Here is a 23262-nt window from a genome sequence, read left to right on the forward strand (position 1 = left end):
AGAGAATTTATCTTTAACGCAAAAATACCAAGCTGTGTTAATTACAGATTTCAGTATTAGAGCAGCGTATACACCCATGACATGGAAGAATTTTTGAGTATGTGCTTGAGAAAAACCCAAATACTAAAACTTACTTTCTAGGAAGTGTAGATAGTGGGAGTGATTTAAAAGATAGTGCCAATTATTTGATCAATATTTATACATTTTTTGCAAATGCTTTGAAATTAAAAATTAATTAAATTTAATACTAGGTCAATATGTGTTACTTATTATACTACTGGATAGTTTAAAAAAAACCGTCGATGTCATTCCTGCGAAGACACATGGGTGTCAACTTAAGGAAAAGGTCACCCCGTGGCTTGACCACAGGATCCATATAATTTTAGTATTTTTAACTGGATCCCGCAATCAAGTCGGCATTGTTGCATGGATCGGAAAACCTACTCGATGTCATTCCCGTGTAGACGGAAATCCAGAAAAATAACTTCAATATTGCTACAGAAGTTACATACTTGATAAAATAACCATACAAACACTTGTTTTTATATGCTTGACTGGATTTCCGCTTCGCAGGAATGACATAATGTAGATATAATATAAATTCAAGAAAACAATTTTCCAATTCCGCTACGTAATAGATTTTTAGGATTCATTTTACTGGCTTTTTTCATTATCTCGCTTATTTGTTTATATTGCTTTAGCAAAATATTTACCTTTTGTACCGTAGTTCCTGCTCCAACAGCTATACGTTTCCTACGAGAAGCATTAATTATATCGGGATTTTTACGTTCTTTTGGCGTCATAGATAAAATAATTGCTTCTTGATGTTCAATTATTTTACTATTTAATTTTGATTGATCTATTTGATCCATAATTTTACCGCTACCCGGTAACATACTAAGTATACTTCCAAAACCTCCCATTTTTTTTATACTTCTCATTTGCTGAAGATAATCATTTAAATCAAACTTACCCTTTTTTAATTTAGCTGCCGTTTTTTCGGCTTCTTCTCTATCAACAATACTAGCTGCTTTTTCAACAAAAGAGATAATATCACCCATATCCAGTATTCGAGAAGCTAAACGTTCAGCATCGAATTCTTCTAAATCAATTAGGTTTTCACCGCTACTTAAAAATTTAATCGGCTTTTTAGTAATATATTTTACACTGAGTGCTGCACCACCCTTGGAATCGCCGTCAATTCTAGATAAAATTAATCCTGAAATTGCTAACTTTTCATTAAAACTACTTGCCGTAACTACTGCATCCTGCCCTGTCATACTATCGATTACTAACAAAGTTTCTGTAGGCTCCACTATCTTTTTTATTGCAAGCGCTTCCTCCATCATCGCTTTATCAATTTGTGTACGACCTGCCGTATCATAAATTACGACATCATAAGCAGAAATTTTAGCCTCGGCAATAGCTCTTTTGACAATATCGAGGGGTTTCTCACCTTGCACAATAGGTAATGAATTAATCTGTACTGAGTTTGCAAGTATAGCGAGTTGCTCTTGTGCGGCCGGTCTGTAAGTATCCAAAGAAACAAGTAAAACTTTCTTATTTTGATTTCTAAGCCGTAAAGCAAGCTTACTACTCGCCGTAGTTTTACCACTCCCTTGCAGCCCTACCATTAGGAAATTTACGGGCGGCTTTGAATTTAAATTTAGCTTTGTCTCACTTTTACTTGAAGCTAAGAGATTAATCATCTCTTCATGGATAATTTTAATTATCATCTGTCCAGGTGAAACAGACTTAATAACCTCCTGCCCTAAAGCTTTCTGTTTAACTTCCGCTATAAAATCTTTTATCACCGGTAATGCAACATCTGACTCTAAAAGAGCCACTCTTATATCCCGCATAGCAGCATCTATTTGGGCTTCCGTCAAAATGCCTGAGCTAACTAGCTTATCAAAAATCTTCGTTAAATTTTGTGTTAAAGTTTTAAACATGCAAATAATTTAATTTATAAAGTTCCTAAAACCTAATATATACTACGAGTAAATGAATAATAGTCAAAATAAAACATAAATTAAATTTATATTCTAAAGGGAAGCCGCTTTCTATCTTGAATATCTATTAACTATTAAAAAAAAGGAGTATCTCAATATATTTTGTTGTTTTATGGATAACATAGAAAGGAACGTAGTGATATCGTGTTAATTACTAGAAAACTCATTCACCACTAATATATAACTTGTTTTTAAGTCCAAATCATAATCAATGGTATTATATATTAACTTTTTTATGTCGGTAAATTTTTGCAGTAAATATGAAGGGTGTCTATTTGATAGTTTATTAAAAATCTTATTTTCCAAATCTAGAAGTTCAATATTAACGTTTGCAGATTTTTTAAGGATTCTATTCATTAATAATAATAAATTATCAATAAAATCTAGCCATAATTCTCGGTCTTTAGTAGTAAAGCGATGAATAAAATCTAAAGTGTTGTTATCTGCTATCGACTGAATAAACTCGGAATATAATTCGTTTTTAGTATGATGGATAGATGATCTAACATTAATTTTAAAACATCTTGATCTAATTGTAGAAATAATACTTGCAGCTCTTGAAGTAATTAAAAAAATGTAACTATTCTTTGGTGCATCTTCAAGAATTTTTAAGCATGAATTCGCTGCATTCAAATTCATAAGCTCTGCCGAATAAATTATTGCAACTTTATAACCTGAAATTGCAGAAGTTTTACTTAAGAAGTCTTGTAATTTTCTTATTTGTTCAATAGAAATATTTTTAGCATTAGATGTAGCTGAAGTTTCCCTAGCGATGAAATGATAATCAGGATTGTTGTCAAGAGGAATGCTATTCTTAAAAAGCTTAATATATATAAACTCTTCTAAATCTTTTAAAGCTTGCTCTATATTTTCGGCTTCGATAAGCCAACTATTGTATAGCTTATTATGTTTTAAGTTAAACTCTAGGCGTTCAATTATCAATGGTTGTAATATCATTATGAATTGTACTTAAGAAGTATTCTATATCATTCCGGCTTTTGCAGAGCATTATTGCATGAGCTGGTTTTTCTAGTGTCACCCCGCAAGCGTGTAACGGGGTTCGGAAATTATTAGTAATGTAAATACGTTACTTCTTTTAATTACAAGCTTCTTTCATTTTTCTTCCGGCTCTAAAAGTAGGTTGATTGTAAGCATCTATTTTCATTTTTGCTCCGGTTTTTGGGTTACGACCCTCACGTGCTTTTCTATGATGTATTTCAAATGAACCGAAACCTGTTATATTAATATTATGGTGGCTCTTTATAGCACTAATCACACTATCAAGCACTAAATTAAGTGCTTTCTCGGCTTCAGCTTTTGTTAATGTTTTATGTGAAGCATGTTTATGATTATGACCATGGTCGGTCATAAATGCTATAAACTCGGTTTTATTCATTTTTTTTGGTTCTTTTGTGTTATGTGTACTCATAATAAAATCAATTCTCCTTTGATAGGTTAATATGTATTGATGTTTTTTTATAAAACAATATATACAACTGGCAATAATATACATCAATATATTCTTTATGTGAGTTAATTATAACAAACTACCCACATACTGCAAATGCCAGTGATTTACAAAATTTAAAATATATACGTTATTATATTAATTTATAGAAAAATGTAGCCATTTTACATCAGTTATACTGTTAAAACTATCTTAATCAAGTAATTAAAGTGAAAATTTATCGTTAAAACCCTAATTTATTATCAGTAGTAAATTACAAAAACTAATTTTCTACTCTATAAAAAATTATAAGTTTTTTAATAAAAAACAATATATACTTAATTTACATAAAAAGTGGAAACCGTCTTTCACCTTTTATATAGAATATTTCTAACCGAATAGCAGATTATGTAATAATTCACTATGCACATTAATTTAGAATAAAATTTTTAATCCAATGTTATTGTCTAAAATTTGTATTAAACGCCCTGTCTTTGCTACAGTTTTGAATTTGGTTATCGTAGCTCTTGGAGCAATTTTTTTTACCAAACTACAAATTAGAGGTACTCCGGATATTTCAGTTCCTATTATAAATGTCGAAGCTCATTATGCAGGTGCCGATGCCTTATATATGGAGCAAGAAATAACGACACGTATAGAAAAAGCTTTAAAGACGGTTAAAAATTTAGATTATATAACTTCTCAAAGTTCTACAGGCGCAAGTAGTATTACTTTATCGTTTCTATTATCTACCGATATTGAAGTAGCACTAAACGATGTCCGCGCCAAAATATCGGATATCACTTATATGTTCCCGCAAGATATGAAAACCCCGTCAGTTACAAAACTTGATGCCGATAGTTTCCCAAGCCTCTTCATAAGCATTGAAAGTGATCAATATAGAGATTTAGAATTAACAAAGATCGTCGAAGATAATCTACAAACACCGTTAGATAAACTTGAAAGCGTAGGACAGTCACAAATTTACGGCGGTCGGAAATATATAATGAGAATAGAACCCGATTCTAAAAAATTATATCAACATAAAATTTCTTTATTGGAGATTGAATCCGCAATAAAAGAGCAAAACAAAGATTATCCCGCAGGTACGATTAAAACAAAAAGCAATAATTTTATAGTAACTCTTGCAGGTTCTTTATCTACACCGGAAGAATTCGGTAATATTATTCTAAAAGTACAAAACGGAGGTATCATAAAATTACGAGATATAGCAAAAATATCTTTAACTTCTCCCGATGAGGACATAATTTTTAGATATAACGGCAAAAGCTCTATTGCCCTTGGTCTTATAAAAGAATCAAAAGCTAACGTCATAGATTTATCACATGAAGTAACTAAAGCACTAGAAAGAATTAAAGAATCCATGCCCAAAGGAATAAGCATGGGTATCGCATATGATGCAGCAACACCTGTAAAAGCATCAATTTATGCAGTATTTCAAACAATTTTTGAAGCTTTAATATTAGTAGTTTTAGTCACTTATTTATTTCTTGCTTCTGCTAAAATTACCTTAATTCCGTTTGTAACGATTCCGGTATCGTTGATCAGTACTTTTAGCGTAATGTATGCTTTTGGATTTTCTATTAATATATTTACGCTCCTTGCTATGATACTTGCTATAGGTTTAGTGGTCGATGATGCGATAGTTATGCTTGAAAACATTTTTAGATATAATGAAATGGGGCATAAACCCATGGAAGCGGCTATGCTTGCTTCTAAAGAAATCGGCTTTGCAATCATTGCTATGACTATTACGCTTGCTGCCGTATTTTTACCCGTGGGTTTTATAGAGGGTTTTATCGGGAAATTATTTATTGAATTTGCTTGGACTTTAGCATTTTGTGTTTTGTTCTCAGGATTTGTTGCTTTAACTTTAACTCCTATGATGTCAAGTCGTATGGTTACAAAACATAATACGGACTTACCGAAATTCTTAGTAAAGTTTAACGACATTCTACAATTTATTCAAAATAAATATATTTACTATCTAAAGCTAACTTTTGACAATCAAAAGAAATTTGTCATCATTATTGCATCATCATTTATAGTGCTGATTATTAGTTTTAAATTTACTCAAAAAATTTTCGTACCCCAAGAAGATGATGGATTCTTACAAGTTTCTCTTAAAGGTCCTGAAGGTTCTAATTTAGAATCTTCTACTAAAGTAGTGAAAGAAGCCGAAAAAATCCTTGCTAATTATAAAGATATATTAGGTTATCTGATGGTAATAGGTGCAGGCGGTAGCGATAACGTTTTTGGATTCATTCCTCTAAAAAATTGGGGTGAGCGTTCTTGTTCCCAAGAAACTATTAAGAATATGTTAAATAAGCAGTTTTCTGAAATACCGGGCATGTCGATTTACGCTATGGATCCACGTTCAATGGTTAGCAGGAATGCAAGTAGCCCTATCGAGTTTACTATTCAAACGAACCTTGAATATGATGATCTAGATAAAATATCACAACAATTTATTGATATAATGAAAACAAATCCTATTTTCTTAAACGTCAACAGAAATTTACAATCGGCAATGCCGACTATAAGTATAGAAGTCAACCGTGATAAGGCTTATTTATACGGAATGGATTTGGCAAATATAGGCAAAACGGTACAATATTTACTTGCAGGTCAACAAATCGGGCATTTTAGAATGAGTAATGATTTATATGACGTTATATTACAATTTAATCAAAAAGATCGAAAAGATATTAGCGATTTTAGTAAAATTTTAATCAGAGCAAAAAATAATAATATGTTACCGCTTGAATCGATAGCCAATATTACGGAAAAAATATCAGTAAAATCATATAGTCATTATAATAATTCAAAATCCGTTACTATTTCTTCCGATCTTGCTCCTGACAGGAAAATTGATGATGCAATTAATGAAATCAATAAAATAGCCTCTAAGTTACTTGATCCTAGTAATACTATAATTGAATATATCGGAGAAATTAAACAAATGAGAGAGGCAGACAGTAATATGCTTATAACATTTGTGTTTGCTCTTATATTTATCTATTTAGTGCTTGCAGCTCAATTTGAAAGCTTTACTGACCCTTTATTAATATTACTCGCCGTACCTTTCTCAATAACCGGTGGTGTACTTGCTCTCTGGCTTGCCGGTAATAGCCTTAATATGTATAGTAATATCGGACTTATTACTTTAATTGGATTAATTACTAAGAATTCTATTATGATAGTAGAATTTGCTAATCAGCTAAGAGCAAAAGGAGTAAAGGTTCAAGAAGCTATAATAGAATCCTCAAAACTTCGCTTGCGTCCAATTCTTATGACTACTCTTGCTGCCGTAGTCGGAGCTTTACCTCTAGTTTTTGCAGACGGGGCCAGTGCTGCTGCTCGTAATTCTATAGGCTTTGTAATAGTTGGAGGATTAAGCATCGGTACTATATTTACAATTTTTGTTATACCTGTAATATATCACACTTTTAAGAAGGATTAATAAATTATAGAATTATAAAATTTAGTAGACATATAGCTCAAAATGAGGAATGATTATTTTACGTTAGTTTTGTTGCATGGCTCGGAAAACGCATGTAGTGTCATCCCGAGGCCTCGCCACGGGATCCAAAAATGTAACTCATAATACTAGTGTAATTTTAGTATTTTAACTGGACCCCGCTATCAAGTTGTGGGATGACAGAGGTATGAGCCACACAACAAGGTCTTTTACGTTTAACTAAAAGGAGATTAAATATGTTAATAAATACTTCTAATAATCCACTTATTACTACTGTACATTTATTATCTTCTATAGGTGCTATAAATTGGGGCTTAGTCGGATTATTTAATTTTAATTTAGTCACACTTTTATTTGGCTCATTTCCAATTATTGTTACAATACTTTATATAATTATAGGCTTTTGTGGTGTATATTCTTTCCTTTGTTTAGGTAAGCTATTTTGTAAACCCGGAATAGAAAAGGCGAAGTAACTTTACCTTTTCGTCATTGCGAACAGCCGTAGGCTGCGTGGCAATCTCATGAAATCATAACAAACTCCTGAGATTGCTTCGTCAATTGCTATGCAATTTCCTCGCAATGACTACCTAACAACCTCACTTGTGCTATAGCAGTTATTGCTGCTGTTTCAGCACGTAATATATTACTTCCTAAACTTATAGATTTTGTATTCTTATATGAGGCAAGAAGTTCCAGCTCATCATTAGTAAAGCCTCCCTCCGGTCCTACAATAATAGTTATATCACTATTACTAAGTGATGATGAAATTCGTAATATAGAATTTTCTTCTTTTTCATGTTCATTAGCATATAACATCAAATTATTATTCTTTTTTAGGTAATCTTGTATTGTGATAGCTTTTTCAATTATCGGGGGAGTAAGACGTTCTGATTGCTCTGTTGCCTCAATAACACATTTTGTTAAACGTTCGATATTTACCGATCTAAATTGACACCACCTAGTAATTAACGGAATAATTTTAGTTATACCGAGTTGCGTAGCCATATTTATTGCAAGCATTAATTTATCTTGCTTTATTATAGCAACAGCAAGAGTTAACGTAGATTCTGTATAAGGCTTTTTTAACTGTTCTTTAAGTCTAACCGATAGGTTATTTTTACCTATATCGTTAATTTGTGCTAGAAATTCTCCATCCGTACCGTTAAAGAGACGTAAGCCATCATTTACTTTAAGACGTAGCACCGTTTTGACATAATGAACATGATGATCACTTGCTAATTCTATCTTGCTATTTTCAGCTAAACGACTATTAATATAAATACGGTTATATTTCATATATTTAGTACTATGGACGATAAAAAAGATAATAGACACCTTTCCAAACCAGCTTATAGAGAGGAATGTACAGGAGACACGGAACGCAGCACTACAGCATATATGGACATACGTGAGGATGTGAGTACCGGATCGACGTCTAAATTACCTCTAGAAGCGAAGTTTGTAAAGATATCTAATAATATATCAGAAAAAGAAAATTTACCAAAAGAAAAAGAAATTGGCGGTGTTAAAGGTCTAGAACCGACAAGATACGGGGACTGGCAGCATAAAGGTAAAGTCACAGATTTCTAATGCCTTGCCTTCAACACACTAAAATTTTACCCTATAAACCACAAGAATTGTTTGATTTGGTCTGGGATGTAAAATCTTATCCTAAATTCTTGCCTTGGTGTTCTGCTTCTAGAATTATTTCAGAAAATAATCAAGAGGTTATTGCTGAATTAGTAATTCAGTTAAAAGGCTTTTCAGAAAAATATAACTCACGAGTTACAAGCGAAATAACAGATGATGGAATATATTTGATTAATACGGTAGCTATTTCAGGACCTTTTGAATATTTAAAAAGTACTTGGCAATTTGTTCCATGCACGGCAGGCACTGCATTAAAATTCTTTATTGATTTTAAAATGAAATCCGTAATACTGGATAAATTAATCGGCACTTATTTTACCAAAGCAACCGAAAAAATGATTATAGCTTTCGAAAGGAGAGCTAAAGAGGTTATTAAATAAAAAAGAGTAAGGTTATAGATCTATAACCTTACTCTTTAGAAAGTTTTGTATTTAGTTACTAGGCAATATCAGATATATATCCTGCATCTCCCTCATCTCCTAAGATTTGAGTTTGATCACCATTAAGATTATTATAATCAAGGCTATAAAACTGCTCTTCTTGTTCTTCACTAGTACTGGAAGTATGATAATTAAATAATTCTTCATAAGCTTCATTTATTTCAGCATATTTCTGTATTTCTTTTGAAAGTTCTACTACTTTATTTTGTATAGCTTTTTCTGTACCATGCCATAACTTACTTGTCAAATTTGGCTTGTATTCTGCTAATTGGTTATTTTTGTAACTTTCTCTCTTTGCAACAGTTCCTAAACTTAAAGCTTTTTCAATATCGTCACTTGAATAGCCATTTTGTATTAGCTGCTGAATAATACAAGCATGTAAAGGAAGAATACTAGTATCTAGAACTAATTTATTTGTATATTGTCCTTTCACACCAGGTATTGCCTGATATAACACACGATCTGTTGATTCTACTATTTCATAGCCACCATTATATTTGTAACCAACGCCGTCTCCCGTTAAACTTAAGGTTGGTACGCGAGTTATTGCATTAGATATTATCTTAGCGTTTGTTCCTTCAATATATTTACCGGTAAATTTATCTATACCGTTTTTATCTATAGCAGTACCGTATACAAAACTTCCTAACCCCGAAGTAGCCAAATACTCTGCAACTTTAGTTGCTTCATGAGCTTGAGTAAAAAGCTTTATTTGTTCATTACTCTCCATAATGCCTTTTGCCCCATAACTAGTACCAAAAACACCCCATGTTATTAAAGGTATTTTGCTTAACCAACTACTAAATGAAAACAAACTACTTACTCCTACAAAAAAGCTTCCTGATGCTAATTTTGTATAAAAACTATAATCTGCTTTTGCTTTTTCTATTAAAGATAAGTAAGTAATCGGTTTATTACTTCCGAATAAGTTTTGTATTAATAATTTCAACATAGTCTATCTCCTAATTTAAATCACCATATTTCATGGTTGTAAATGCACTATATAACACAAGTAATCAAATATCAATCCTTTATTTAATAATAAATTAATCTTTGACTTGACATTTTTTAGAAAAAACCATATTTTATGGTAAAATTGATCAAAAAGAGGTAGATATGCCTACGTACAAAAATTCTAAACATATTAGCACTAAAAAGCTTGCTTATATAGGTTTAGACCTCGCATATAAAACAGATGATTTAAATATTTATAAGCTAAAAGCATCAAAGGTCAATGAACAATTAACAGATAGCGGCTGGGAAATACTGACTGCTTCATGTGATAATATCAACACTGCTAAATATGCTTATAAAGCCGTCGCATTTATAAATAAAGACACTAAAGAAGTTCATATTGCTAGTGCCGGCACAAAATTCAATATATATGATTTATTAGACGACTTGCTTATCGCGCTGCACTACTTACCTACTAAACTAACTCCAATTCAGGATTTTGTTAATGAAATAATTAACAAATTAGGCGGCTTAAGTAAAGCCACAGAATATAGTTTTAATACTAGCGGTCATTCACTTGGAGCAATCATTGCAGATTTAACCTTAGTAGAAATACATTCTCGCAACCTACATTTTAATAAATCTACAACTTTTGACAGCCCTGGCTCAAAACCGATAATTGAAAGAGGCATAGAAAAAAATTTATTTACCGGAAAAGTAACAACTCCAATAAAAGAGCTAGCTACCCATTCTAAGATATATAATGCAAAACATAATCTTATTAATATTACTAATAAGCATTTTGGACAAACAACAATGGTACTTCCTGGTAAAAAAACAACACTATCACAATCAGAAGAATGGGCATCATATTTATATAATTTTGCCAAACAAAAAGTTACAAAATATCTAGGAATTAATGGAATAGTCGAAAGCTTTGAAGAAATCATAGCCGGAATCAGTAAACATGGACTTGTTAATTTTTCTGATTTGAAACAAAATATTACTTTAACCATAGATGATTGGGAAGCAGCAACACCAAAATATGCTAAAAATACTCTAAATTTAAAAAATAATTTATATAATCAAATAGTTGAAACTGAAACCGGAGCTAATTTAGTTGGGATGTATAATAATTTTCAAAGCTGCAATCAAGAATATGCTCAGGAAGTCCAAACAACAGGAGATATAAGTAATTATCATCTATATCCTCTAATATGTTAAATAAAAAAATAAATTTATAGGCAGAAATCACCTTTCGCCTTTCATATTCATTATTTCTTATTTAGAGCAACTAAATAGATTTCCGTAGATTCACTGCGGCTGGATGAAGGTTTAAAATGTTTCACTGTTTTAAATTCACGCTTTACTTTATGTAATAATTCATTTTCTGCACCGCCACGAAAAATTTTAGCAATAAAATGACCGGAAGGTTTTAGTACTTTTAAAGCAAATTCAAAAGCTTGCTCACATAAAAGTAAGGTTCTTATATGGTCTGTAGCTTTATGACCTATGGTATTTGATGCCATATCACTCATTACTATATCAGCTCTACCGTCTAAAGCCTGAATAATTAATTCTTCCGTATCTGCTTCAAAAAAGTCCTTTTGAACAAATTCAACTCCAGCAACATGTTCAATTTCTAACACGTCGATAGAGATTATTTTATTATTTAGGTTATTATCCGAAGCTTTAATCAGCTTGGAAGCTACTTGACTCCATCCCCCAGGAGCTGCTCCTAGATCAACAATTTTCATGTTAGGAGTAAAAAGTTTAAATTTTTCATGAATTTCAAGTAGTTTATATGCAGCTCTCGACCTAAAGCCGTCTATACGTGCTTTTGCAACATACGGATCGTTTAATTGGCGTCTAAGCCAATTACTAGAAGAGACGGTGCGTTTTTTAGAAGTCTTAACTCTAACGAATTTATTTCTATAACCGCTTAAATTATTTGTCATAAAATCTTTTATAATTATAAATACATGAAGAATAAGTAGACGAAGTTTAATCTGGAAAAGAGCAAGGAATCCACAAGATGAGGCACGAAAGCCGTTAATAATACTTGAGTACCACAGTACTTATAGCCAATTTTTCAAATTAAACGAATATGCTCTTTTGCTATTTTATCTAATACAGAATTAACAAAACCAATTTCATGCTCATTTAACATATCATTTGCTATGTCCGTATATTCGTTGATTACTACTTTAGCAGGCGTAGTAGGACAAAACAATAGCTCACATATACTAACACGCAATAAAGCTCGGAGTAAGATCGGCATATGTGCAGGATCTTTATCATTTGTTAAATGATTGTCGATAATTTCGTCTAGTTTATGAATATTTTCAAATACTGACTTTACCAGCATTTTAAAATGACTTATACTTAATGATATTTTTAAATTCTCAGGTAAATCTGTTATAGAATTATTATTTTGATAAAAAGAAAGTACATTTTGCATGATATCATCCATATCGTCGTTATTTTGCAATATGTTTTGATAAATAGCTTGCACTGCTGCAATACGTGCAATCGACTTTTTATTAATTTTATTTGAACTCATAGAGAAAAGAAATTTAAAATTTAATTTTCGTCAATGCGTAAGGTGATATGGCGTGATGTTATTCCCGTGAAAGCGGGAATCCAGTAATTCAAAAACATAAATACTATTAGTTTTTAAAACTAATACATTTGGATTACTTCATTTTTTTTCTGTGGATTCCCGCTTTCGCGGGAATGACATCGGAAACCAAGGAGCAACGTCCACTCACAACGACGAAATGATATCTATAACCTTACAATGTATACCTTAAAATAATTTATTAGTAAACTTATAAAATTTTTATGCTCTCTATAATAGGATTTATTATAACAATTAGTATCTTGGTATTTATCCATGAATTTGGACATTATTGTATTGCTAGATATTTTAATGTAAAAGTTGAGGAGTTCTCGATAGGTTTCGGTAAAGCACTAATAGGCATTACCGATAAAAAAGGAGTTAGGTGGAAGATTTGCCTTATACCGCTTGGCGGTTATGTCAAGATTTACGGCTATGATCGCAGCCTTATGGATAAGACTAAAGAAGTTAACGAAAAAGTAGCTTTTGATGCTAAATCTTGTTTAGAACGTTTTTTAATCGTTGCAGCAGGTCCGTTAATTAATTATTTACTTGCCATAATAATATTTGCAGGTTTTTATTGTTACTTTGGAAAAACAGAGATTCCTCCTATAATAGGTAATGTAGTAGCTTCATCACCGGCAGAGAGAGCAGACTTAAGAGCAGGAGATAAAATTGTTAAGGTTAACGATAAATCTGTTAAAGATTTCGGGGACGTGCAAAGAGAGATATTAATTAACGGTTTTAGCTCTTCTACTTTAACTATAGAAAGAAAAAGTGAGGAATTTATCGTTAATATAATGCCTCAAGAAATAATTATATCACCTCCCGAAGAAAAGCAAGTTAAGAAAACTCTTCGCATCGGTATTATAGCTAAAAATGAACCTATTCATACTAAAATAGGAATTTTAGGAGGATTATGGGAAGCTATTAATACTACTATAGATATGTCTGCTTTAACTCTAAACGCAATATCGCAAATGATTGTAGGAAAACGTTCATTCGATGAGATAGGAGGGCCGATAGCTATTGCTAAAGAGTCAGGCAAATCTATAGCTGGTGGAACCCAAATGTATCTGTTATTTATAGCAATGCTTTCCGTTAATTTAGGGTTACTTAACTTACTACCTATACCGGTGCTTGACGGCGGACATTTAGTATTTATATTATATGAAGCAATTACAGGTAAATTACCGCATCCTAAGACTAAAAATATTTTGTTACAATTAGGAGCAATAATCATAATTTTTCTTATTATAATTGCTGTTTCCAACGATATACAAAATTTGTTTTCCTAAATTATAGATTTGCTTGCTCTCGTTTATATTATCTACTATAGTGGAGTACATTAATTATGTTTGAATGCATTAGTTAGGAGAACTTTGTATTATTCTTAGCTAAAAACGGAAATCCAGTTCTTTGTCATACCGCGACTTGAACGCGGTATCTAATTTATTATTTTTACCGTGGTCAAGCCACGTGATGACATTGGGTTTAAACACAGAAATTTAAATTAAATCTTAAAGAAGGTTTTAGGTGACAATCAGATCAATTAGTAAGTTAACAATTTTATTATTAACGATTTTTTATTATCATATTTCATTAGCTGACTCTGTAATTCGTACAATAACTATCGAAGGTAATCATAGGGTTGAGCGTTCTACTATTGAGAGCTATTTAAAGCTTAAGGTAGGAGAAACCTATAATAATTCTAAAGAAGATGAGGTAATAAAACGTTTATATGCCACCTCACTTTTTAGAAATATAAATATGCATATAACAAATGATGGTAATTTAATAGTTAACGTTACTGAAACACCTTTTATAAGTAGTGTAGTATTTAGCGGTAATTCTAAAATCAAAACTAATATGCTCGCTAAAGAAATTTACACAATGTCGGGTGAATCTCTTAGCCAAGCTAAAATTGAATTAGATGTAAAGAAAATATTAGAAATTTATAAACGTAGCGGACGTTTTGCTACTACAGTAACACCTAAAATCGAAAATTTAGAAAACAACAGAGTTAAGGTTATTTTTGATATAGCAGAAGGACCAAAAACCGGTATTAACTATATTTATTTTAGCGGTAATGAAAATTATAGTGATTCAGAACTTAAATCTATTATTTTAACTAAAGAATCTCGTTGGTTTCGTTTTTTAGAAAGTAACGATACTTACGATCCTGATAGAATGGAGTATGATAAAGAATTACTGAGAGAGTTTTATCAATCTGTAGGTTTTGCAGATTTTAGAGTAATTTCGGCATCGGCAGAACTCAATAATACTAAAGAATATTTCACCCTTACCTATTCCATTGAAGAGGGAGAAAAATATAGCTTCGGTAATATTACAATAGACAATAAATTAACTAATATAGATATAACACCGCTTAATAAGATTGTTAATATTAAGCAAGGCAAGGTTTTCAATATGAAAAAGGTTAATGATATAGCTGAAAAAATCGGAGAATATTTTACAGCGAACGGTTACCCTGCGGTAAATGTTTATCCGGATATAATGAAAAATGCTAATCATACTGCAGATATTAAATTTATTATTGAAAAAGCCGATAAGGTTTATATTAATAAAATTAATATTATTAATAACCTTAAAACCGAAGACCCTGTTATAAGAAGAGAATTTAAAATAGAAGAAGGTGATATAATTAATCGTTCATATATTGAAAAAGGTGAGCGTAATCTTAGAAATTTAGATTATTTTGAGAAAGTAGCAATTAGCTTAGCTCCGACTAAAGCTAAAGATAAATATGATATTAACGTTGAAGTTGATGAAAAATCTACTTCCTCTATAGGTTTTGATTTAGGATATAATACTGCCGGCGGTTTATTCGGACGTTTCTCTTTCTTAGAGCGTAATTTAGTCGGTACCGGGCAACTGCTTAATGCCGGTGTGCAAGTAAGTAAAAACACTACAAGCTATTACGGTGGTATTACCGCACCGCACTTTTTAGATCGTGATTTATCACTTGGCGTAAACACATTTAGAAACTATACCGGACGCGGTGCTAGTGTATTAAATACAACTGATCAAAGCTATAAGTTACACTCTATAGGAGTCAAAACTTCTCTTGGTTATGAAATTAAAGAGGATTTAGGTCACGAAATAGATTATTTAATCAAACGTGATATTTTAAGTGCTCCAACTCCATCAAGCTCAATATTCTTAAAGGAGCAAATGGGAAGATTCATTACTTCTGCTATAGGACATACTATTACTTATGATCAAACCGATAATAAAATTGTTCCAAAGAACGGTTATTTAGTAAGTGGCACACAAGAATTTGCCGGCGTTGGAGGTGATAACAAATATATAAAGCATGAAGTTGACGGTAAATATTATAAATCTTTCATACATAACAAGCTTACTTTAAAATTATCTGCTTCCGGAGGCGATATTGCAGGCCTTGGAGGAAAAATTATTAGAATTTCCGATCGCTTTAATTTAGGTGATTATAGTTTAAGAGGCTTTGCAAGCGGTGGTGTAGGACCTCGTGAAAAGGTCACTAACGAAGGACTTGGTGGTGAGCGATATTACACATTCTCAACAGAGCTTAATTTCCCAACACCTATACCTGAGGAATTTAATTTAACCGGTACAGTCTTTATGGATTTAGGAAGCGTTTGGGGAGTAGGCCTAAATAAGAAACAATATCAAACTCCAAACGGTTTTTATAACGATAAATCTCTTAGAGCTTCCATTGGTTTCGGCTTTATTTGGGTAACACGTTTTGCACCAATCAGAATGGATTGGGGTTTCCCAGTTAAGAAGAAGAAATATGACGATACGCAGCATTTCCATTTAAGATTTTCGACGCATTTATAAAGATGTCTCATTGTCACCCCGTGGCTTGACCACGGGGTCCAATTAAGGATGCTAGTCTTTTAGCATTTTAAAATTTTTTATTGGATTGCCACGCTCCTTGTCAGTCGTCGCTCGCAATGACGAAACATGTCTCGTAGAAATCCGTATCTCAGCATAATATAATTATATTTCAGCCGATGTAGCTCAGCTGGTAGAGCGGCGCATTCGTAATGCGTAGGTCTGGGGTTCAAATCCCCACATTGGCACCATCTTCTAAATAAAACTATAGCCCTATTTGTGATAGGCGTGGTAGAACCTGATATACTAATAATGTGTAGAAAAACGCTTTCGTGTCATACCGTGGCTTGACCACGATATCCAAAAAAATAACTTAAAATACTAATCATTTATTATCACCCTCAATTCAAGTGGTCAAAAAGTCCAGCATCTAAAGAACCTAAAGCGGTTTTAAAAAATGCTTATAAAATAAGTAATGATACTGAAAAACTTATTGCTGTTGATATAAAAAATGACCAGTTTGTAATATTTGATAATACAAATGGTAATGTAGCTCATGTAAGGACATATCAAGAAATAGAGAGAGATGCTGTTTTAAAAAATAACCTAATCACAACAAAAATATGCAAATAAGGTAATAAAAACTTTAATGAAACCTCGAAGCGTTATAAATTATTAGAATAACAAAATGAAATAAACAATAACAGATAAATTATGGTATGCAAAAATAAATGAAGAAGATGCATATATCAGAAAAACACTTCAAGAATATATAGATTTATATTTCTTTGATTCTGTAGAATTTAAAGCAGTAGAAGATATAACCTTAGAAAATTTAGGTGAATTTTTAGAAGTAATGTTAAAACATTATCAACAATATCATTTTTTAGGTGAATTATATGATACTGGAGAAATATTAGAAGAATATTTCGATTATGTTTTTATGGATGATGAAAAATATATACATTATCCTAAATATTCTAAAGAGGATAGACGTAATTTAGGTTGGTTATTGATAGTAACTTATATACAAATGTGTAATCCAAGACTATTTCCAGAAGATGTCCCGCATTTAATAGAATTTTTACACGCTAAAGATGGAGAAGTGACAAAGGCTCAAGAAAAGCTAAATAAAATACCTACCTTGCCCAATTTGATTTAATGAAAAGACAAGATGAAGATTACAGATGCTGGGAAGCAATCACGAAAGAACGTCAGCAAGCTATAGCAGAAAATAAACCTTTACCAATAAGACCTATGAGTATTGAACTATCAAAATGCTTGAAAGATTGAAGTGGGAAACTTTTTTAAGACCATCATAGAGCTAGCGAAAGCATCGCGAGTACAGCTGGCAAAGATGATAGCGATAGAGAAAGTAACGGAACTTGCAGTAAATGCTGTAAATAACAACGCACTATCTGGTTTAGGGCAGAAGATAGAGAATAAAATAGCGGGGAGCGTTACTCCAACTTTAAATTCTAATAACGGGATATTGCTAAGTGCTTACAGTCGTTTAGAGCAGGACGGTAACAAGAGAATATGACGCCATTCGTGATTCCCTGAGCCAATAAATATAGGCCAGATTGCAGCAACTGCGGTAATACACTTTATTAACCGCAAGGTCACCTGAATATTTTAAACTGGATCTCGCTACAAATGAGCTAGGATGACAGGGTGGAATTAATCCATGCAACAACACCAATGCTACACGGAAATGACAATAAGGTCTTTTTAAGCATGGGGTAAAACAAAACTACCTTTTTTAGGTAATTCCATTATATTTTGTAAAGAATTATAAGTTGTTGCTAAAAAATAGTATATACTTAGCTTTATATAAAAAGCGAAAGCCAATTGTCACCTTTTATATTCAACTTCTTAAGCCGAATAGCAGATTATGTAATATTCGCTATTTGTGTTAATTAACTATTATCTTTTTTCGTGGAGGAATATAGATTGTTTCATCTTCAGCATGCGAAATCTTTTCTAAAAGTCCGATAAAACGGTCGTTATTAGGTACTAGCTTTACTATCGCCCACCCCTCTTCTATTGATTTCTTTATGCGTTCTATATCAGATTTATGCTCTGAAAAAGATATAACTTTTTGTGCTGGGTTTTGCATATTGATAAATCAATTATAGTTAATCGATATTATAGTAAATATTTTTAATAAATCAATCACATATTTATTATTTGCTAAATATAAATAAAATGATTATCATATATTATGTCTTGTCTACTTATATCCTAATCAATAGTTTAATTAAAAATTAAAAGTTGTACGATGATTTTTTATTTTAAACATATATGTCACTTATTAACTTTATTTAATTTAAACTGTATAATTTAATTATGTCAAATGATAATTTACAACCGCCTGCTCTTTCTAAAAAGCAATTATTTGCTTTTTTTGGTATGGTTGTCGGCATGTTTATGTCGGTACTTGATATTCAAATTGTCGCTAGCTCATTATCCGTAATAGCTGCCGGTCTTGCCGCTTCAAGCGATGAACTTTCTTGGGTTCAAACATCGTACTTAATAGCTGAAGTTATCATTATTCCTATTACCGGCTTTTTAGCAAGGTTACTTACTACTAGAATTTCTTATTTTATTGCAGCTTTAGGGTTTACGGTTATGAGCGTATTATGTTCGCTTGCAACTAATATTGAATCCATGATTATCTTTAGAGCATTACAAGGCTTTTTTGGCGGTGCTATGATACCGACGGTCTTTAGTACCGTTTTTATACTTTTTCCTGCATCGCAACGTCCTATCGTTACTATCTTAATTGGACTTGTCGTAACTGTTGCCCCTACTTTAGGACCTACACTCGGTGGATATATTACGGAGATTTTATCATGGCATTTTATGTTTTTATTAAACGTCATACCCGGTATTTTCGTATGTACGGTAGTTTTTTTATATGGGGATTTTGATAAACCAAATTATAAATTACTGAAAAATTTTGATTTTCTCGGTATATTATTAATGGCTTTAACGCTTGGCTTATTACAGTATGTGTTAGAAGAAGGAAACAAAAAAGGTTGGCTTGAGGATAATTTAATATTATTCTTAAGTATTACAGTAGTTTTAGGTTTGATTTTATTAATCATTAGAGAACTAACCTTTATTAATCCAATTTTAGACTTAAAAACATTTCTTTATAAAGACTTTACTTTTGGTTGCCTTTATTCGTTCGTTATGGGTATCGGATTATACGGGGCAGTATATATATTACCGCTATTTCTCTTTACTATTGCCGGATATGATACATTACAAATCGGGGCTACTATGATGGTGACGGGCGGAGCACAATTTTTATCTGCACCACTCGCCGGTAGAATGTTAGGGTTAGGGGTAGATTTACGCCTGATGCTTATTATAGGTCTTGGAGGGTTTGCTCTTGGATGTCATTTGAATAGTTTTCTAACGCCTGATTCTAAATTTGCTGCATTTGTGCTTCCTCAATTTGTTAGAGGGCTTTCATTAATGTTTTGTTTTATACCGACTAATAATATAGCTCTTGGCAATATGCCGAAAGAAAGAGTAGGTAACGCTAGCGGGCTTTATAATCTTACTCGTAATTTAGGAGGAGCGGTAGGGCTTGCAATAATCAGTACTATACTTACTAATGATACTAAAACCTTTATGCAATATTTATCGGAAAATATCTCGTCTACTTCTATAATGGCATTAGAACAACTAGATTCTTATACTGAATTATTAAGCGGAAAAGTTTTAAATCCCGAAAAAGCATCATATTTGTTATTAGCAAACAAATTAAATCATGATGCTTTTGTAATTGCAATAAATAATATATTTAATATGATAGGGCTGTTATTTGTATTTATAATGCTACTAATACCTTTTACTTCAAATATCAAATTAACCGAAAATGTTAATGCTCACTAAAATTAAATTTATATTATATTTTCCTTGGTTATTATTAGAAATATGGAAATCGGCTTTCGCGGTTATTAAAATAATTTGGCAAAGAAAGATAGGAATAGAGCCAGTTTTTGAATGGGTTGACGCAGAAGGGCTAGAAGAAATAGGCGAAATAATTTATGGTAATTCGATTACTCTAACTCCAGGTACAGTAACACTTGATATAAATAATAATATGTTATTAGTGCATGCACTCAATAAATCATCAATTACCGACCTACAAAGAGGTATAATGATTAAAAAAATTAAGCAGATATTAAAAACAACTTGAAGCAGAAAATGATATCAGATATAAACGCTCTAAAGTATAAAAAAGTTTTACTTAAAGTGTCAGGGGAAGCTTTAATGGGAGATAAGCAATTTGGGCATGAATATGACGTAATAAAAAAGATTGCCATCGATATTAAAGAAGTTATCGATTTAGGAGTAGAAGTCGCTATTGTAGTCGGCGGTGGAAATATTTACCGCGGGATTAATGCAGCACTTGTCGGTATGGACCGAGCTTCAGCGGATTATATAGGTATGCTTGCAACGGTGATTAATGCTTTAACTTTACAAAACGTTATGGAAAGCCTCAATATCTATACAAGAGTTCTATCGGCTATTCCTATGATGAGCGTGTGCGAACCTTATATTCGCCGCAAAGCTAAAAGACATATGGAAAAAAAGCGTGTAGTAATTTTTGCCGGCGGTACGGGTAACCCGTTTTGTACAACCGATAGTGCCGCAGTACTTCGCGCAATCGAAATGAATTGCGATATTTTATTAAAAGCAACTCAGGTTGACGGTGTATATGATTCCGACCCTAAAAAAAATCCGGATGCTAAAAAATATTTCACTATTAGCTATAAAGATGTTATAACTAATAACCTGCAAGTCATGGATACGGCAGCTATTGCAGTTGCAAGAGAAAATAAATTACCTATAAGGGTATTTTCGATAAAAGAACAGGGAAATTTTGCTAGAGTAATACAAGATAAAGGGGAATATACGACAATTGAGGAATAATATATTGTAGTGTGAATTGTTGTATGATTTTTATGTCATTTCCGCATAGGTGTTATTGTGTAGAGACTAAATCGTCATTGATTCTGTAGATCAGAATTTTTTACTAGATTGCTTCGTCAAAACTTATAGTTTGTCCTTGCAATGACGGAAAAACCAATCTACGCGGGAATTACATCGGGGACATTTCCTAATACATATAACAATGTCTCAATTCGTGTACTAATAATATATGGATAAATAAAGATGGATAAAGAGCATTTAAAGAAAAACTTACAAGAAAAGATGGAGAAAGCTCTAAAAGTTTTAGATCATGAGCTTAAAGGGCTACGTACCGGTAGAGCTTCAGTGAATTTACTTGATAGCGTAACCGTGGAAGCTTACGGGAGTAAAATGCCGCTTTCACAAGTTGCTTCTCTATCCACCCCTGATGCACGAACAATTAACGTGCAGGTTTGGGATAAATCTATGGTATCATCGGTAGAGAAAGGAATTACGATAGCAAATCTTGGCTTAACTCCTGCAACGGACGGTCAATTAATCAGACTGCCGATACCGGCTTTAACTGAAGAAAGACGTACAGAACTGGTAAAACTTGCTCATAAATACGGTGAAGATACTAAAATTTCATTACGTAATATTAGAAGAGACGGCAATGAAGCACTTAAAAAGCTAGAAAAGGATAACGTTATCGCAAAAGATGAGCATCATAGCTTATCTGAACAAGTACAAAAGCTAACCGATGATTATAGTAGTAAAGTTGACTCGGTAATAAAACAAAAAAAACAAGAAATAATGACTGTTTGATTTTCTATGTCATTCCTGCTTTAGATTTGTTTCGTGGATACTAAATCATCATTGCGAGGAGGCCATTGTTGCGTGGACCGGTAAAATCCACTGTGTCACCCCGTGGCTTGACCACAGGGTCTATAAAAACAATAAAAAATACTAATAATTTTATAACTGGATCCCACAATCAAGTCGCGGAATGACAGCAGTGGAATTGATCCATGCAACAATGCTACGCGAGAATGACATACATTGAATCTATACTGACAAAATAAAATGACAAAATTAGTTAGAGATTTAATTCCAGAAATTATCTTAAAATCAGGCAGGATACCAGTTACTCATATTGCTGAATCATATGAGTATAAAGAATTATTAAAAAATAAACCACTAGAAGAAGTAGAGGAAATTTTACAAGATGAGTATATGGAGAAGTTACCGATATATTAGAAATACTTGAAACAATCTGCAATATTAATGGCTATAAACTAAAAGATATATTAAAAATTAAAAAACAAAAAAAGAAAGTTAATGGTAGTTTTGATAATAAGATAATTTTAGAAAAAATAACTAATTAGCTTTTTTGCCTTAATAAAATAAATGAGTCATGCAATAAAATCGGCTATAGAACCTTGTATCATAGGCTGTATCCAGGATCTAGCTCACAAGTCGCAGGACGACAGAAATACCGTTACAAACAGGCAAGCCTTCACAGGAATAACATCAGACTATACCACTCAAAATAATAAAACTATGATAACAAAAGAAGAAGCACAGAAAATAGCAAAATTAGCTAGATTAAAATTTGAAGAAGATACTGTAGAAAAATTTTTTACTCAGCTTAGTACTATTATGGATATGATCGATATTTTAAATGAAATAGATTGCAAAGATATAGAGCCTTTAACTTCGGTTTGTAATATGAATGCTAGAATGCGAGAGGACGCCGTTACAAGTTCTGATTTATCAAGTGAGTTATTTGATAATGTAAGTGGAAATAGTGCTCAGCTGGCTAAAGAAGTAAAATATTTTATCACTCCAAAGGTTGTTGAATAATT

22 protein-coding genes, 1 tRNA gene and 1 pseudogene are annotated in these 23262 nt (G+C 32.1%); 16 read left to right on the top strand and 8 right to left on the bottom strand.

The annotated features are described in order from the left end of the window. Positions 1-602: 602 nt before the first annotated feature. From ffh to RSIB_RS03560, 3 genes are all read right to left on the bottom strand, one after another. On the bottom strand, positions 603-1952 hold the full coding sequence (ffh, locus tag RSIB_RS03570) for a signal recognition particle protein (RefSeq protein ID WP_004996573.1): 1350 nt from the start codon (positions 1950-1952) through the stop codon (positions 603-605). 207 nt (positions 1953-2159) lie between these two features. Beyond that, positions 2160-2969, bottom strand: a complete 810-nt coding sequence (locus tag RSIB_RS03565; RefSeq protein ID WP_004996576.1) for a DNA polymerase III subunit delta' — start codon at positions 2967-2969, stop codon at positions 2160-2162. 139 nt (positions 2970-3108) lie between these two features. Then, positions 3109-3441, bottom strand: coding sequence for an HU family DNA-binding protein (locus RSIB_RS03560; RefSeq protein WP_004996579.1), 333 nt, complete (start codon positions 3439-3441; stop codon positions 3109-3111). A 475-nt stretch (positions 3442-3916) separates the two neighbouring features. Between RSIB_RS03560 and RSIB_RS03555 the strand changes: the two genes are divergently transcribed. Together RSIB_RS03555 and RSIB_RS05965 are read left to right on the top strand one after the other, a co-directional pair. Next, positions 3917-6943 (top strand): efflux RND transporter permease subunit, encoded by a 3027-nt coding sequence (locus tag RSIB_RS03555; protein WP_032850868.1) that lies wholly within the window; start codon positions 3917-3919, stop codon positions 6941-6943. Between the two features lie 254 nt (positions 6944-7197). Beyond that, positions 7198-7434 carry a DUF378 domain-containing protein gene (locus tag RSIB_RS05965; protein WP_012150427.1) on the top strand — a complete coding sequence of 79 codons (237 nt, stop codon included), beginning with the start codon at positions 7198-7200 and terminating at the stop codon, positions 7432-7434. Between the two features lie 88 nt (positions 7435-7522). Here the strand turns inward: RSIB_RS05965 and RSIB_RS03550 are convergent, their stop codons facing one another. Next, positions 7523-8257, bottom strand: coding sequence for a 16S rRNA (uracil(1498)-N(3))-methyltransferase (locus RSIB_RS03550; RefSeq protein ID WP_004996584.1), 735 nt, complete (start codon positions 8255-8257; stop codon positions 7523-7525). A gap of 12 nt (positions 8258-8269) precedes the next feature. Between RSIB_RS03550 and RSIB_RS03545 the strand changes: the two genes are divergently transcribed. After that, positions 8270-8551 (top strand): DUF1674 domain-containing protein, encoded by a 282-nt coding sequence (locus RSIB_RS03545; protein ID WP_004996593.1) that lies wholly within the window; start codon positions 8270-8272, stop codon positions 8549-8551. Further along, positions 8551-8991: a type II toxin-antitoxin system RatA family toxin gene (locus tag RSIB_RS03540; protein ID WP_004996594.1), complete on the top strand. Its 441-nt coding sequence runs from the start codon at positions 8551-8553 to the stop codon at positions 8989-8991. Before RSIB_RS03545 ends, RSIB_RS03540 begins: the two co-directional genes overlap by 1 nt. Positions 8992-9049: 58 nt before the next feature. Here the strand turns inward: RSIB_RS03540 and RSIB_RS03535 are convergent, their stop codons facing one another. Then, positions 9050-10003, bottom strand: a complete 954-nt coding sequence (locus RSIB_RS03535; RefSeq protein WP_004996595.1) for a hypothetical protein — start codon at positions 10001-10003, stop codon at positions 9050-9052. 164 nt (positions 10004-10167) lie between these two features. Here RSIB_RS03535 and RSIB_RS03530 point away from each other — a divergent pair, with 164 nt between their 5' ends. Further along, positions 10168-11229, top strand: a complete 1062-nt coding sequence (locus RSIB_RS03530; RefSeq protein WP_004996596.1) for a hypothetical protein — start codon at positions 10168-10170, stop codon at positions 11227-11229. A gap of 50 nt (positions 11230-11279) precedes the next feature. Here RSIB_RS03530 and RSIB_RS03525 read toward each other — a convergent pair whose 3' ends face one another. Together RSIB_RS03525 and nusB are read right to left on the bottom strand one after the other, a co-directional pair. Then, entirely contained in the window at positions 11280-11963 is a 684-nt protein-coding gene (locus RSIB_RS03525; RefSeq protein ID WP_004996598.1) for an RlmE family RNA methyltransferase, read from the bottom strand. A gap of 134 nt (positions 11964-12097) precedes the next feature. Next, the gene (gene nusB, locus RSIB_RS03520) at positions 12098-12568 is read right to left on the bottom strand and encodes a transcription antitermination factor NusB (RefSeq protein WP_004996600.1); all 471 of its coding nucleotides are present in this window, start codon (positions 12566-12568) and stop codon (positions 12098-12100) included. A gap of 281 nt (positions 12569-12849) precedes the next feature. On the opposite strand from nusB, the gene rseP reads away from it, so the two are divergent. The 5 genes and pseudogenes from rseP to RSIB_RS05980 all read left to right on the top strand — a co-directional run bounded on the left by rseP (position 12850) and on the right by RSIB_RS05980 (position 18008). Continuing rightward, a complete protein-coding gene (gene rseP, locus RSIB_RS03515; RefSeq protein ID WP_004996601.1) occupies positions 12850-13923 on the top strand; it encodes an RIP metalloprotease RseP in 1074 nt (357 codons plus the stop codon). 238 nt (positions 13924-14161) lie between these two features. Next, a complete protein-coding gene (gene bamA / locus RSIB_RS03510) occupies positions 14162-16468 on the top strand; it encodes an outer membrane protein assembly factor BamA (protein WP_004996603.1) in 2307 nt (768 codons plus the stop codon). Between the two features lie 172 nt (positions 16469-16640). Continuing rightward, a tRNA-Thr gene (locus tag RSIB_RS05970) sits at positions 16641-16716 on the top strand. Positions 16717-17165: 449 nt separating this feature from the next. Beyond that, positions 17166-17758: pseudogene (locus RSIB_RS10445) on the top strand (hypothetical protein). A 64-nt stretch (positions 17759-17822) separates the two neighbouring features. Beyond that, positions 17823-18008 (top strand): hypothetical protein, encoded by a 186-nt coding sequence (locus tag RSIB_RS05980; protein WP_014273210.1) that lies wholly within the window; start codon positions 17823-17825, stop codon positions 18006-18008. Between the two features lie 372 nt (positions 18009-18380). Here the strand turns inward: RSIB_RS05980 and RSIB_RS03505 are convergent, their stop codons facing one another. After that, positions 18381-18584: a DUF2674 domain-containing protein gene (locus RSIB_RS03505; protein ID WP_004996604.1), complete on the bottom strand. Its 204-nt coding sequence runs from the start codon at positions 18582-18584 to the stop codon at positions 18381-18383. 230 nt (positions 18585-18814) lie between these two features. Here RSIB_RS03505 and RSIB_RS03500 point away from each other — a divergent pair, with 230 nt between their 5' ends. From RSIB_RS03500 to gatC, 6 genes are all read left to right on the top strand, one after another. Beyond that, positions 18815-20374 carry a DHA2 family efflux MFS transporter permease subunit gene (locus RSIB_RS03500; RefSeq protein ID WP_004996605.1) on the top strand — a complete coding sequence of 520 codons (1560 nt, stop codon included), beginning with the start codon at positions 18815-18817 and terminating at the stop codon, positions 20372-20374. Further along, complete coding sequence (locus RSIB_RS03495) at positions 20358-20681, top strand: monovalent cation/H+ antiporter subunit E (RefSeq protein WP_004996606.1); 324 nt, start codon at positions 20358-20360, stop codon at positions 20679-20681. The genes RSIB_RS03500 and RSIB_RS03495 overlap by 17 nt, the downstream gene beginning before the upstream one ends. An 8-nt stretch (positions 20682-20689) precedes the next feature. Continuing rightward, the gene (gene pyrH, locus RSIB_RS03490; protein WP_004996607.1) at positions 20690-21418 is read left to right on the top strand and encodes a UMP kinase; all 729 of its coding nucleotides are present in this window, start codon (positions 20690-20692) and stop codon (positions 21416-21418) included. Positions 21419-21661: 243 nt separating this feature from the next. Then, on the top strand, positions 21662-22222 hold the full coding sequence (gene frr, locus RSIB_RS03485) for a ribosome recycling factor (RefSeq protein WP_004996608.1): 561 nt from the start codon (positions 21662-21664) through the stop codon (positions 22220-22222). 258 nt (positions 22223-22480) lie between these two features. Next, positions 22481-22654, top strand: coding sequence for a nucleoside triphosphate pyrophosphohydrolase family protein (locus RSIB_RS09120; protein WP_004996609.1), 174 nt, complete (start codon positions 22481-22483; stop codon positions 22652-22654). 303 nt (positions 22655-22957) lie between these two features. Then, the gene (gene gatC, locus RSIB_RS05985) at positions 22958-23260 is read left to right on the top strand and encodes an Asp-tRNA(Asn)/Glu-tRNA(Gln) amidotransferase subunit GatC (RefSeq protein WP_014410388.1); all 303 of its coding nucleotides are present in this window, start codon (positions 22958-22960) and stop codon (positions 23258-23260) included. Positions 23261-23262 lie beyond the last annotated feature (2 nt).

It is taken from the genome of Rickettsia sibirica 246 (assembly GCF_000166935.1).
Classification (GTDB): Bacteria; Pseudomonadota; Alphaproteobacteria; order Rickettsiales; family Rickettsiaceae; genus Rickettsia; species Rickettsia rickettsii.